The organism is Stenotrophomonas sp. Sm2128, assembly GCF_030985535.1.
Classification (GTDB): Bacteria; Pseudomonadota; Gammaproteobacteria; order Xanthomonadales; family Xanthomonadaceae; genus Stenotrophomonas; species Stenotrophomonas maltophilia.
This window is the reverse complement of record NZ_JAPTFQ010000008.1, coordinates 32,593-44,460: the sequence shown is the minus strand read 5'-3', so window position 1 is coordinate 44,460 and position 11,868 is coordinate 32,593. Positions and strand designations below refer to the sequence as shown.

General features: G+C 56.1%; 13 protein-coding genes. 6 read left to right on the top strand and 7 right to left on the bottom strand.

The genetic code is table 11. The features are described 5' to 3' along the window. Nucleotides 1-46: 46 nt before the first annotated feature. The gene (locus O0K41_RS04175; RefSeq protein ID WP_164222057.1) at nt 47-418 is read right to left on the bottom strand and encodes a hypothetical protein; all 372 of its coding nucleotides are present in this window, start codon (nt 416-418) and stop codon (nt 47-49) included. Between the two features lie 922 nt (nt 419-1,340). On the opposite strand from O0K41_RS04175, the gene O0K41_RS04170 reads away from it, so the two are divergent. Both O0K41_RS04170 and O0K41_RS04165 read left to right on the top strand, forming a co-directional pair. Next, complete coding sequence (locus O0K41_RS04170; protein ID WP_164222055.1) at nt 1,341-1,991, top strand: hypothetical protein; 651 nt, start codon at nt 1,341-1,343, stop codon at nt 1,989-1,991. Nucleotides 1,992-2,263: 272 nt separating this feature from the next. Further along, nucleotides 2,264-2,473, top strand: coding sequence for a hypothetical protein (locus tag O0K41_RS04165; RefSeq protein WP_134708996.1), 210 nt, complete (start codon nt 2,264-2,266; stop codon nt 2,471-2,473). Nucleotides 2,474-2,519: 46 nt separating this feature from the next. Here the strand turns inward: O0K41_RS04165 and O0K41_RS04160 are convergent, their stop codons facing one another. After that, on the bottom strand, nt 2,520-2,909 hold the full coding sequence (locus tag O0K41_RS04160) for an H-NS family nucleoid-associated regulatory protein (protein WP_128989864.1): 390 nt from the start codon (nt 2,907-2,909) through the stop codon (nt 2,520-2,522). A gap of 521 nt (nt 2,910-3,430) precedes the next feature. Between O0K41_RS04160 and O0K41_RS04155 the strand changes: the two genes are divergently transcribed. Continuing rightward, the gene (locus O0K41_RS04155) at nt 3,431-4,822 is read left to right on the top strand and encodes a site-specific integrase (RefSeq protein ID WP_164222053.1); all 1,392 of its coding nucleotides are present in this window, start codon (nt 3,431-3,433) and stop codon (nt 4,820-4,822) included. 194 nt (nt 4,823-5,016) lie between these two features. After that, nucleotides 5,017-5,532 carry a hypothetical protein gene (locus tag O0K41_RS04150; protein WP_164222051.1) on the top strand — a complete coding sequence of 172 codons (516 nt, stop codon included), beginning with the start codon at nt 5,017-5,019 and terminating at the stop codon, nt 5,530-5,532. Between the two features lie 496 nt (nt 5,533-6,028). Here the strand turns inward: O0K41_RS04150 and O0K41_RS04145 are convergent, their stop codons facing one another. The 4 genes from O0K41_RS04145 to O0K41_RS04130 are packed head-to-tail and all read right to left on the bottom strand — an operon-like array spanning nt 6,029 to nt 9,018. Next, nucleotides 6,029-6,841 carry a hypothetical protein gene (locus O0K41_RS04145; protein ID WP_197592321.1) on the bottom strand — a complete coding sequence of 271 codons (813 nt, stop codon included), beginning with the start codon at nt 6,839-6,841 and terminating at the stop codon, nt 6,029-6,031. 9 nt (nt 6,842-6,850) lie between these two features. Beyond that, entirely contained in the window at nt 6,851-7,684 is an 834-nt protein-coding gene (locus O0K41_RS04140; protein WP_164222047.1) for an abortive infection family protein, read from the bottom strand. Nucleotides 7,685-7,695: 11 nt separating this feature from the next. Further along, entirely contained in the window at nt 7,696-7,968 is a 273-nt protein-coding gene (locus O0K41_RS04135; RefSeq protein ID WP_164222045.1) for a hypothetical protein, read from the bottom strand. Between the two features lie 36 nt (nt 7,969-8,004). Beyond that, nucleotides 8,005-9,018 carry a hypothetical protein gene (locus tag O0K41_RS04130; protein ID WP_164222044.1) on the bottom strand — a complete coding sequence of 338 codons (1,014 nt, stop codon included), beginning with the start codon at nt 9,016-9,018 and terminating at the stop codon, nt 8,005-8,007. Between the two features lie 251 nt (nt 9,019-9,269). Between O0K41_RS04130 and O0K41_RS04125 the strand changes: the two genes are divergently transcribed. Together O0K41_RS04125 and O0K41_RS04120 are read left to right on the top strand one after the other, a co-directional pair. Next, the gene (locus O0K41_RS04125) at nt 9,270-10,760 is read left to right on the top strand and encodes a hypothetical protein (protein WP_133050682.1); all 1,491 of its coding nucleotides are present in this window, start codon (nt 9,270-9,272) and stop codon (nt 10,758-10,760) included. An 81-nt stretch (nt 10,761-10,841) separates the two neighbouring features. Then, nucleotides 10,842-11,324: a hypothetical protein gene (locus O0K41_RS04120; protein ID WP_164222042.1), complete on the top strand. Its 483-nt coding sequence runs from the start codon at nt 10,842-10,844 to the stop codon at nt 11,322-11,324. A 13-nt stretch (nt 11,325-11,337) separates the two neighbouring features. Here O0K41_RS04120 and O0K41_RS04115 read toward each other — a convergent pair whose 3' ends face one another. Next, a complete protein-coding gene (locus tag O0K41_RS04115) occupies nt 11,338-11,799 on the bottom strand; it encodes an isoprenylcysteine carboxylmethyltransferase family protein (RefSeq protein WP_043035469.1) in 462 nt (153 codons plus the stop codon). Nucleotides 11,800-11,868 lie beyond the last annotated feature (69 nt).

The following is an 11,868-nucleotide window of genomic DNA, read 5'->3' as shown; positions in this document are numbered from 1 at the left end:
CGATAGAACCAGACGTAAAGCTGCTGTTTGCCTGCGACCTATAGGCCTACATTTTAAAAAGATTGCTTACCCTCACGTTTTTTTGCTCGACCATCTCAACAAGTTCAGCAATCTTAGATCTATCGATAACAGAATCCGTGAGCGTTACCAGAAGCTCATTATCACCCCCAATAACCAAAAGCTCAACTGAGTATTTTTCGTACATATAATCATACTCCGGATCTTCAGTCTTTTTTTCCACAAGCGCCAATTTATAGCTCTCATCGACACCCTCATAATCTGCAGAATACTGCCTAAAAGATCGTGAGGGATTGAAAATAAGATCGGAATTGGCATCCTTCCTTACCTGCTTCCACGTTATCTGGCCGCCACGAGTTCTATCAACAATTTGATTGAACAGCCTTTCGTACTTATTCACAGATCTTCCTCGCAATGGGACTTGTAATCTTCTATACCTTCATTAACCAACGATAGATCACCTTCCTTCAATGACTTCCTAAGGCGTCTAATCGTTCGGCTCTTCGCGGTCCAAAACAGTAAATAGCCACTCGGCAGATTATTGTCAAGCGCAACCAACTTTCCCCTAGAAGCATCTGATAAAGGTATCGCATCGCCGGGGATAGCCTGAACCGCAGAAATAATGGTTCTCATTCTATTTCTTCTGCGACTAGCTACGACAGCCGCGCGAACCGACCTTATCAACAGCATCGAAACTATCGAAATTACCAGTGAAGCAATTGACGCCCAAGACGCCAGCTCATTTAGCTCCATCCCAGCCTCCACTCGGCTTTGCCTCGTCCTTTGAAGGACAGCATAACGCTTGGGCGCGCCCATAGTCGAAGGGCCCTACTGTGTTGCGGAAGTCCTTAGCTCGCACCCTGACCCGGCCTCAACGGTGACAGGAAGCCAGGCCATGCGGCGCGCCGCATGCTAGCAGCGGCTACAGGTCTGGCAATGTGAGTGGACAGATGGACCTCCCGCTCGCATCTAGAGCATGCGGAGGCGTTTGAAGCCTGGGTCCAACCCGAGGGAAAGAGAGGACTGACGACCTAGCCCCCCCCTTGGGAACCCCCGTGAGGACGACGAGCACGCAGAGTACGCTAGGACGCGAGAACCTTGAGCACGCGCCCCCACCCCAAGCGACTGATATCAAAGAACATTTTTTCCAAGAGTGCGCGGAAACGCGCATCTCAATGATTCATGAAACGTTGTTTGTTGCATTCATGGCGACTCTGGCGTAGCTTTCAGCTATCTAAGACGCTCAGTTGCGCGCGTCTAGTTACCTTGCTCTTTGGAGCCTGAAGACGCAAATTGTCGACCAGTTGATAGGGAATTGCTCGATGTCCACGATGAAGCAAGCAGTGGCACGGCGCGTAAACATGTCGGAACGCGCCGAACATCAACGGCAAATCCACTTCGCCGGAGTGGATGACGCTTGGATTTGGAATCGCAAGAAGAACAATGGCTTTTCAACTGTACCGAGGACGCTGCCGATTGCCATGCAGGCAGCAGACGAACAGTCCAAAGGCCAGCCGCCTGGGCATGTTCTTTTTTGCCTTTGGGCGCGAGCGCCGGATCACCCGGTTCTTGTAATCGACAATCCGATCACGTTCGCCGCAGAGGCGGGCTTCACCGGACCCAGGGCAGTAGACACCTGGCGTCGGCGCATGAAGCGGCTGCAGGAGTTGCAGCTCATCGTGGCTAAAGCCGGACCGGCAGGTGATTTCCACTACGTTCTGCTGACGAATCCAAACTCGGCCGTTGAGTGGATGAGATCAAATGGAAAGATCCAAGACGTGCTCTACAGCCGCTTCTGGGATCGACTGTCCGAGGTGGGCGGACTCAGTGAGATGGATGCAATTCACGCTTACTGGGCTAAGACGACGGCAAAAGAGGACCCGCCGAGCCTCCCTCCGCCACCACCTACCGATGTACCAACTGAATCGGCACCTACGAAGGTGAAGGCACGGAAGAGCAAACCCAAAAGCTGAGAGAAATGATGCCCAAGCACACCCCAGGGAGGAACCATGCTTAAGACAACAGTGATCGGCATTCGTCGCCAGCTCGCCCGGCGGATGTCGTGAAAGAGAAGACCCCCGATCAGCCTCGTTTCTCAGGCCAGACTGATCGGAGGTCATGGCGGGCACCCTCAAGTGCCCTGAGCAGGGTTTCCCTTGCCCAGGGCTCAATTGTAACGCGGCCGCGCCCCTTACACATGACTGGGGCAGCAGCCAACTAGCCGACATCGGCTGAGGAAAAAGCAATGACCAAGAAGCCTTCCAACTCCGGGCAGCCCTGGACCCCTACGCAGGTCAAGCAACTCAAAGAGCTTGCGTCAGGGAACACCCCTACCCGGGTCATTGGCCTGAAAATGGGGCGCTCGCCCGAGGCAATCTACGGCCAGGCGAGCAAGGCAGGGATCTCGCTGAAGCCTACCAACCAAGCTCCCTACGGCACTAAGAAGCCGAAGTGAGTTAGCAACAAACTCAGAAGCCCCGCTATGCGGGGCTTCTGTCTTCTCAACCCGGAAACGCCGGGAACTTTTCGTTGGGATGGGAAGCCTTCCACGTCGTGTAAGCGGAAGTCCCTTCCCAAGCAGCGAAAGCACGAGGGGTCCTACCCCGACCGGTCCAGGTCTCGCCGGTGTGGGGAAGCCAATACTTGGGCGCGACTTCCTTCTTCGCCGCAGCTCCCCTCTTGGGCGCATCAGCCCCGAGCATGCTGACGATCTCTGCGCGCTGCTTAGCAGAGAAGCTCTTACCGTATTGCGAAACAAGGTTGGCGACCTCCGCGAAGGCATCAGCGGCCTGCTCTTGGAGAAGCTGGACTTCCTGCTCCTCCAACTTGCGCAGCTCTTCAGCAAGCTTGGCTTTAGCGGAAGCAATGGAATCGAGTGACGGCTTGGTCATTCTTAAAAAACCTGCGTTTGGATTAGACGGAGTGGCGGGGACCAAGAAGCGCTTTGAAAAACCCGCGCAACCATCCCGGCCAGCAATGACAAGTTACGACTTCTACACGCCACAAACAACTCCACAGACGCAGTAGAAGGAACTGCACACGCCCGCAATGTTAGCTGAGCAGTCGAGTTGCCTAATAACGTCACAGACCAAAACCACGGGATGGGCGAATATATTTATGTGACCAACATCCCAATGCCTAAATGCCAATAATGTAAGAAAAGTACACTTAGGCATCAACTTTAGTGAAATTAAACACTATAGAAAGCTATCCCGCGCCAGCAGCTCCACCGGCAAATATTTATTTCCTTTCAACAACTTACTCTCAGCTATTGGGTAACTGAGCACTCCCCTACTGGCAGGATTGCCACCCATGACTAGGCATCACCTGAGCAGAAAAAATGGTCTACTTTACAAATTGACGAAAGCTCCCCCTGCCCTATCAAGGTTTCATCTTACTGATAGGAAGCAACATGAAAGAAGAGCTAGAAAAGAGAATTGAAGACTACGTTCGGCAACCCTTTGGTCTGCTGGAAGTTGGGTGCATCCGCATTGGGCGCCACGAATTCAAAGACATCCGCGTCCAAGGGCGAGAGTCTGCGATCCAACTGCAGGAAATGCTCAACTCCGCCTCAGATCGATCCAGGCGCAACCGGCTGCGAAAGGACGGCACTCGATACTACTCTGAGATGCCAATCGGGGCACCAGCGCGCCTGCTGTCGTCAGAAATCGATGACTACCTCCGATACATGGAACACAGGGGCTTGCGGAGTCGAACAATAGACGCAAATGCCCGGTCTCTAGCACTGCTCATGATCGTGACTGGAGACATCCCGGTATCAAGGATCGACACCAAGCACATCCACAAGTTCTGGCAGTTGATGCAATGCGCCCCACCAAGCCTGGCGACTACACCGCGACTTCAGCAGCTTAGTGCCGATGAGCTGATCGAGCTCGGGCGGCAGATGGGCGCACCTGTACCAGCCCGGGCGACGCTAGAGCTACATCGTCGCTTCCTGGCCACCTTCTTCAATGGCCTAGTGAAGGCTCAGGCTATCCCGCATTCTCCTCTAAGCGCATTCCCCTCCATCCAGAAAGACCTGATAGAAGAGACAGATAGGTCTGAACGTCTACTTGGCGACGACGATCTGCAGAAGATCTTCAATCCTGACAGCTTCCTGCCGTGGGCCATGAAGTTCCCGCATCGATGGTGGTGTCCGATGATCGGCCTTTACACCGGGGCTCGCATCAACGAAGTCGCTCAACTCAAAGTCGCCGACATCGTCCAAGAACAGGGCATGTGGTGCATAGCCTTCCGGAAAACCATTGACGCCGATCTGGCTAACGCATCAGGAGCGAGAAGCCGCCAGAGCTTGAAGGGAAAATCAGCCGTACGCACCATCCCGATAGCCGAGCCCCTACTCGCTGCTGGCCTCCTGGACTATGTAGCGGACATCAAGTCCACAGGACATCCTAGGCTCTTTCCCAACCTCTCGGCTGGTATCAGTCGGAAGACCGGGGAGACCAATGCTCGATACAGCCAGGCGCTGCTTATTCAATATGGCACCTACCTGAAGCAACTCGGCTTCCCGAAAGGCGTGGGGTTCCATGCCTTCAGACACACACTGGCGACAGCATTGGACAACCTGGGAGTGCGTACGGAGGACGTAGCACTGATCACCGGGCACTCCGTCGTGAAGACAGCACCCGTCCTGCAGGCATCCTACTATCACACCAAGCCCGACTGCGTTCGAGCTAGGCAGAAGGCAGCCCTTGATCTCTACAAGCCGCCAGTGGAACTGCCTACATACACCAGAGGTCAGTTCAGAGACCGGATCGGCTGGGGAGCAAAGCTATATCCATGAGCGCAAAACCTCAAAGATCCAATGGAAATACCGGCAACAACCGATTAGGGGCCGAGAATATGGAGTGCCTGCCCCTTGAACCTTGAAGAACGCCCAGCGATTGGCATAGCACCCCACGATAGCATCTAGGTCGGGCAGTGGTGGTATGCTTAAATTTCGAGCAAAACAGGCATATCCACATCATGGGTGAGGGCATGAAAAAACCGTCGGCATACTGTTTCGAGGTGGTGTCTAGTACCGAGAGTTTAGGTTTCCTGACTGTCCCGAGTGAAGGCCATATTCCTCTATCCCTTTACTTTTCCATCAATTCTGACGCCTTCCTCAAAGACGCATCTAACAATTTCATTGTAGCGGCAGACGCCATAGTTGCCGGAAACATCCTTGCCAACCTTCACGAAAATCAGTTGTTGTTCTGCAGCACAATGATTAGATTTCACGATCCCAGTACTGGGGTCCAGATTGTTCAAGTGAACTGGCTCAACAGCAAAAGGGAGAGCGTCAAAGCATACTTTGAGCTTCGCTATGATGGACAAGACATGATCATCTATCGCGCCGACTCTTTTGAGTCAATCGGAGCAGACGCAAATGCAGAAATTGCACGAGCTAATCATCGGATGGCTCAATTGCTCGAAGTGATCCCATACCCCGAAAAATCCGCATCCCCCGACCAGGCCCAACCACCTCGCCGGGTAGACCTTCGTCGAACCTAAGTTGCGCAAGGGGCGCGCGCGCGATGATGACCCTCTTGGGCATCATCGCGCTTTGTGACTCACCGGCTTCCGGGGCATGACGCCTTGACTGATGGTAGTTGTCGTGTGGGCTGCCCACTTTTCCTTGGCCGCTCTGTGGCGCAGGCGCAAAGTTAAAATCGGCATCTGTATCTTTTCTGTTGTTTGACATGTTTGCCCACCTGACCTGAAACGATCAAGCTAGGGCAAACCAGGCATCTGTCAATGTGCAGGCTCGCACAAGATTTTGCGACGCATCAAACCTTCAGAGGGAGGCCGCAAAGTATTTCGCATTCGGAAAGAAGAGGCAACACATAGATGTGCGCCGGTTAGATCTTGCAAATATTAACAGATCCTTCACAGGCTCAGGTGAATTAAATGCACTAAAATTTGGCAGCAATAATGCTGGCAAACCAACCTCCTGCGAATCATCAGACCTGGCCATGGGCCGAATGCCTTTTTTCATCGGGCATCCTTATCACTGAATAATCTGGTCATCGAACGATGGGATTACGGATCGTAGGCCACTCATGTCGCCCGGAAACAAAGGGGGAAGTCCATCTGGCACTCTCCTCCAAGCCAACTCCACAAACTCTCTATCCTGCTCGAAAGTGTGCATGACCCTGAACTCTGTCACTCCAATAGCCTGAGATCTTCTCTTGTTGTGCAGGCTCATTGCCCGGAACTGGATTGTCCGCATGAGTAGAGAGTAGAGGGGCCGCCTCGCCTCAGAGTTGAGCTGAGACGCGATGGCCTGAAGCTGGGGCTGCTTCTCTATATTTGGAATCAGTTCCAGCATCCCAGTCAGTTGAGCCTTGTTAGTCTTTGAGTTGAAACTCACTAAGCAGCACTTACACAGCAGCTTCAAGTCAGCAACCTTCATCCGCTGCAACAATGAAGAAACGGATGGCGGCTGAGACGGCGCGGGCTGAGGAAAGTTGAGCGGGAAGCGACCCAATTCCGAGAAGACCGATAGCCATGCCTCATGCTCAAGCCATCGCCAAGGACGACCTGCGAAGTAGTTCTCCCATATGTGCTCGTAGTATCCATGAGCATTCAAGAAGCCGCCTTCAACTGCCATGATGTAGTCCTTGATCGCATCTACGTCTTCCGCAGGGATACCCGATACCTTCGCCATGGCTTGGTCGAACACGGCGTCGTAGCAGTCGAACACGTCATCGCTTGGCGTGATTTCGAGCGCCTTGTAGCCAGCCTCTTGTGGCACTTGACCTTGAGGAGCGGCAGGACGCCTTGCCCCCACAAGCGACTTCAGAAAGCCAACGATCCCCATAGCTCCGCCCTAAGCCTTCAGCCTGCCTGTATCGGTCTTCTTGCGGTCCTTCCAGGTCTCCACAACAAACAAGCACAGTGAGTGCGCTGAGTGGACAACTAGCCGAGCATGACGTGGAGCGACCTTATATGTGCGTTTGTGCTGACCGTGGGCACTACCCGCATGAGTCCGGAAGGCGCCGATGCCATCAATGATCGAGCTAAGCCCCGCGAGAACTCGCTTGAGGTCATCATCTTCCAGCTGCTCAGGCGACAGTTTGAGGTGCTTGGCGACCACTACCCAAAGGGGCTTGACGGTCTGGTTTGAAGGTAGCTCAAGGCCCTCTGTAGCGATGTAGTGCTTGCACAGCGCCTCAACAATCGCACATGCCGCCGTAACCGCTGCGGCCGGGTCGGATTCAATGAACCTGACGGCACGCTCGAACTCCTCTTCGACTTCGGAGACAGAGAACTCCTTTAGAGCCTCGGCGAAAGCCTTGCTCGGAGCAGTGACCGAGTGCGCACCCAGAATGCGGCCACCGAAACCGTAAGACAGCTGGTAGCGTGCCAAGGCTTCAGTGATCCGCTTACGAGCGTTGAGCTTCTTCTCTGGCTCCCAAGAGGGGAGTTCGCCATCCATGATGTCTTCGATCAGATTGCCCAGGATGGAGAAGGACTTAGATACGTCATCCCTGCCTTCCCTGACCAGCCAGTTCGTCACCTTATCGACGCAGTTGCCTTCCGGAACGTCCCCGGAAGCGCCTGCTTCATACAGCATCGTTTCCAAGCGTCGATGACTGTAGTAGTAGGAACCCACAACGTCACCGACTGTTATCGCGAGCGGCTTAGGGAACTCTTTCAACATAGCAACCCCTGTCAGTAGGCGGTTGGCGTCGAAGACAACGCCGCCTGTCCGTAGAGCATGAATACACTCCCCAGCGCGTAGATGATCCAGCCGAACAAGGGCCGCACGAAGCCGATAAGAATCAGCCCGAAGAGCATCGGGATCGCTGTGATTCCCAGGTGGTAGGCCCAAGTAAAGGGTATCGTGCCTAGAGATGCTGGCGACTGCTCGAACCGAACCAGCAGACCGAACGACAGCCATGCAAGCCACGGCCCGACGACAAGAAGAGCGAGTCCGTGCAGCACTCTAGTGCGCATTCTGATCTTTGTGAGCGGCACGAATCAGAACTCCTCTTCCGCAGACGGTTCTTCTTCCTCAGCTGTGGGTGCCGTCGCATCGGCAATCGTGCGGTCCATCTCGTTCGCGAAGGCCAGAACCTGAGCCGAAAGAGTCGAGATCGCATCGACTGTCACAGCGTGCTCAACGCCATCGACCGTCTGGCCGCTTCGATGAACTATGTCGTGACGGATCTTGATTGCCTCGGTGAACCCCTCCACGCTAGGGATACGAATTCTGAAGGCGAATTGGTATAGCGAGGTGACCTTGTCCCAGCGATGCCACACCGTCGTCTGCATGTGGGAGCGAATTTTCGTTCTTGCAAACCCAATTGGATCGCTGATATCCAAAATGGTATGGAGCTTCACGTCTTCATTTCGGAAGTGGGGATGATCAGTTATCAACCGCCTCACCACGCCTTCATCATGGTCCACCCAGTAGACAAGGGTCTCCCACAGAAATGTCTCCAGAGAACTGATGACCGAGGCGAACACCAAATTTCTCGCAGTCACCTCTGCGAACGCATCACCACTTAATCCTAAGACCGCATTGATAGCACCTAAGCGGCCTTCCAATCTGACGGTCGGCTCGTTCCGATCATCAACGAAAACATCCTCATCTGGCCTGTAATAGGTGAGCTGGGTAGGTGCCCAGTACAACCCCTGGTCCGATACAAGATCATCGGCGACTGCCTCAATGAGGCCTTCTTCCACTAGCCCCTGGAAGCGGTCGTATAACTCGTCGTGAGCATCATAAGGGCCTCCATTCACATAGAAGTAATCCCCCATGTCGCTGCTATACGGGGTCTCCACGGCGGGATCGCAGTAGCGTTGCAAGAACCACCGACGCATCGCGTTGGCAATTTGATCGTTCGTCGCCTGCATCGATCCAAGCCAATCGTTGTTGACCTCGTGCGTCAGCAGGTCAGAGAAAGCCTCATCAGGAGCAGTTCGGGCGAGCTTGGCCGCCCTAGCTTGCTCCAATGCCTCTCGAACCCGTGGAGGAATCTGAGTGCTCACATAGCGTCCTTGCAGATGTCTTGGCGTGGTTGTCAGTATCGCCGATGCGTAGGGCTTGCGCTGCGCCACCCGACCAAATTAGGATCATGTATCGTTTGAGGTATCGCCGCGCTAACGCTCGCCACCCCAAGATCATGAGTGGAATCAGTGAGTTATAGGTCTTTTGAGACCTCTCCGCCCACCTCCACCATCTGTATGGCCTGTCGAGGCCGCAAGAAGCCGGATCTCCCGTCAATGGAGTTCCGGCTTTTTTGTTTTCCGAGGATGGCGCTTCCTCTGCTGTCCCGACATTCCCCGATGCCACCCGCATCGGGAGCCAGTCACAGAAGCTGAGATCCGGATCCAGTAGAGTCCCTGCGTCACACGACGTGACCCGAAACCTGAAAGGACATCAGATGAAGCGCATCACACTGTTTGTGGGCTTGGCCGTGGCGTTGGCACTGGGGCAGGCTTCCGCTGCCACGCCAGGCTCCCGCTATCTGCAGCTGGCCGCTGACCAGCGCGTACAACCCGGCACGGCAACCCTGCTTTCGAGCACCATCGATCTGAACGCCCCTGGATGGGTATACGTGCAGTCGGATGGACGGTACTTCCCTGGCGGCCGCTCTGCCGCCAACGCCTACATCACCATCAACGGTGAGGTGGTCTCCAACGACAGCTACATCGACTGGCGGCAGTCGACATCGGCCCAACAGCACTCCTTCAATGTCATCGGTGCCAAGTACCTGCCCGCCGGACACCATACGGTCAACCTGGCCGGACAGGCCATCGGTTCGGCCGTCAATTTCGGCTCCGCCAGCAACCTTTCCGTGCTCATCACATCTGCAGGCTCGGTAACCAACAGCAGCCTTCCGAGTGACACCGCGCAGCTGGACTTCAATACCGTCGGCAGTCCTGAAGGAATGGCGTTGCAGGCCAAGGACCGCAAGCTGCTGATGACTGCCCAGGCCGGCAATCCCGGTGGCCCCATCGTGGCCATGGCTTCCGGCCGCGCGTTCGCATGGGGCAACTACGGCGATGGCATGATGGGAATTTTCCTGAACGAGCAGGAGCCCGGCATCGAATCGATGACCTGGTCGATCAATGACATCTTCAGTGGCGCAGAAACGCAGGCTCCCTTCTATTCGCAAGGCCTGTTCGTCAATCCGCCGGCTTACAGCACTGTCAGCTTCGTCGCGTCCGAATCGCCGTACTACCAGCCGCAGGACGCCAACACCAACAACGTAAAGTACAAGTTCGGCGCCAACTCCCGACTGGTGACGCTGTCCAACGGCTTTGGCGTGGTCGGAAAGGGGTTGAATCCTGGATTCAACTACGCCGCCGCAGGCCCCTACCGCCGCTTCGCCTATGTCTGCGTCGGGACCAATGGCTTCGCGCCGGGCTGTCCGTCAGCGGGCTCGCAGGTGGTCATTGGCGAGGGCCAGGTCTGCATTCCGCAGGGGCACAACGGCGTGGTGCTTTTCTCGACAAAGTCCCGCGTGCAGGGTGACCCGAACGACGGTGGCGGAAGCGTGTTCCTGTTCCTGAAGATCGATGGCCAGCAGGTGGGCAGCCTCGGCACCCAGCAGTTGGGCTCCAGACCGGACTCGGTCAGCACCCGTACCATCTCCGCCAGCTACCTGAGCGCGGGATCGTCCGCGCTGGGAACGGGCTGCCACACCGTGCAGGCCGTGGCCCAGGTGCTAGGAGATTTCCGCCACATGTCGCTCAATGCCGACATGCCGCTGGTCTGGTTCGACTGACCCATCACGCCGAATGTGGCCGGTGGCCGGGATCTGTTCGCCCCGCCACCGGCTATCCCGCGACACATTAAAGGATCTGCCATGAAAGCTCCCGTCGCTCTCACCCTGTTCCTCGTCACCCTCGCCGCAACCCCAGCCACGCACGCCGCGGCACCGGCCATCGCGCCCCCCGGCACCGCCACGCTGGAAGCCCTGCTGGCCTGCAAGGCCGGCTCGGACTTCAGCGAGGCCGACGCCATCGATGCACTGCAGGCCGCTGGCCTGGCCAGGAAACCGGATGGCACCTTCGAGCCGGAAGACAAGCCGGTCGCCCTGTTCGGCGGCACCGTCACCAGTGCCGATGTGAACGTGGCCGAGGGCGAGAAGAGCCTCTTCGTCTACTTGAACGGCGTTGACGCCACGCATCTGGCCAAAGCGTGGTCAGTGAACACGGTCAACGAACACGCCAACACGCAGGAACCTTCATACGTGAAGACCACTGACAAGCGCCACACCCTGCACGTGATCGCAGGCGATGACTACGAAGGCTATTCCGCTGCCGTGAAGTGCCAGATCTCTCGATAATGGGTGATGCCCGCTACAGCCAACGCCGCACTCGTTGGCGGAACATCGGATACACGTCGGGGAAGCGGGCCAGCAACGCCCGCTCTTCCGGCATGATCTGCAACCAGGTGATGTAGAGCACGAACAACGGCACAGCCAGCAACGCGATCGTGTTCTGCAGGTACAACATTGCGCCAGTGAGGATCGTTGCCTGGCCCAGATACATCGGATTGCGCGTGTAACGGTACATGCCGCGCGTGACCAGCGCGCTTGATGCCGAAGGGCGCAGCGGATTGACCGTGGTGCGCGCCCGCTGGAACGCAAGCTTCGGCAGCAGGTTCAGCGCCACACCGATCGCCATCACCCCGCCTGACATCAGCGCCCGCATCGGCAGGGGCAACACCGCCTCCGGCCACAGTCGGCTCCCCAGCCAGCCGATCCCCGCGCACAGCAGCATCACCAGCGGCGGCGGGATCCGGGTCTCAAGCCACGTCATCGCAGTCCCTGCATCGCTCCATTCACCCCAGTGTCACACGGAACCGGCTGAATCGCTTGGATGGCAGCG

Coding starts and splice junctions, on each gene's coding strand:
- O0K41_RS04170 (WP_164222055.1), top strand. CDS start 1,341: ATGTCCACGATGAAGCAAGCAGTGGCACGGCGCGTAAACATGTCGGAA.
- O0K41_RS04165 (WP_134708996.1), top strand. CDS start 2,264: ATGACCAAGAAGCCTTCCAACTCCGGGCAGCCCTGGACCCCTACGCAG.
- O0K41_RS04160 (WP_128989864.1), bottom strand. CDS start 2,909: ATGACCAAGCCGTCACTCGATTCCATTGCTTCCGCTAAAGCCAAGCTT.
- O0K41_RS04155 (WP_164222053.1), top strand. CDS start 3,431: ATGAAAGAAGAGCTAGAAAAGAGAATTGAAGACTACGTTCGGCAACCC.
- O0K41_RS04150 (WP_164222051.1), top strand. CDS start 5,017: ATGAAAAAACCGTCGGCATACTGTTTCGAGGTGGTGTCTAGTACCGAG.
- O0K41_RS04145 (WP_197592321.1), bottom strand. CDS start 6,841: ATGGGGATCGTTGGCTTTCTGAAGTCGCTTGTGGGGGCAAGGCGTCCT.
- O0K41_RS04140 (WP_164222047.1), bottom strand. CDS start 7,684: ATGTTGAAAGAGTTCCCTAAGCCGCTCGCGATAACAGTCGGTGACGTT.
- O0K41_RS04120 (WP_164222042.1), top strand. CDS start 10,842: ATGAAAGCTCCCGTCGCTCTCACCCTGTTCCTCGTCACCCTCGCCGCA.
- O0K41_RS04115 (WP_043035469.1), bottom strand. CDS start 11,799: ATGACGTGGCTTGAGACCCGGATCCCGCCGCCGCTGGTGATGCTGCTG.